1 protein-coding gene and 1 pseudogene are annotated in these 373 nt (G+C 32.2%); one reads left to right on the plus strand and one right to left on the minus strand.

Features of this window, described 5'->3' with window-relative positions:
* Positions 1-22: 22 nt before the first annotated feature.
* Positions 23-187: pseudogene (locus AC0L3J_RS37640) on the plus strand (DUF1398 family protein); the annotation flags it as partial.
* Between the two features lie 36 nt (positions 188-223).
* Here the strand turns inward: AC0L3J_RS37640 and AC0L3J_RS37645 are convergent.
* Positions 224-346: a DUF1398 family protein gene (locus AC0L3J_RS37645; protein WP_473350469.1), complete on the minus strand. Its 123-nt coding sequence runs from the start codon at positions 344-346 to the stop codon at positions 224-226.
* Between the last annotated feature and the right edge of the window lie 27 nt (positions 347-373).

Consider the following 373-nt stretch of genomic DNA (forward strand, 5'->3'; position numbering starts at 1 on the left):
CATCACACGGAAGGTTTTACCAATGGCTCAGGTTGCCATTTTTAAAGAAATATTCGATCAAGTGCGAAAAGATTTAAACTGTGAATTGTTTTATTCTGAACTAAAACGTCACAATGTCTCACATTATATTTACTATCTAGCCACAGATAATATTCACATTGTGTTAGAAAACGATAACACCGTGTTAATAAAAGGACTTAAAAAGGTTGTAAATGTTAAATTCTCAAGAAATACGCATCTTATAGTAATATCTTTTATGTTCGTGGATATTTGTAATCCATCGGAAAACTCCTGCTTTAGCAAGATTTTCCCTGTATTGCTGAAATGTGATTTCTCTTGATTTCAACCTATCATAGGACGTTTCTATAAGATG

It is taken from the genome of Bradyrhizobium sp. Kon37 (assembly GCF_055807535.1).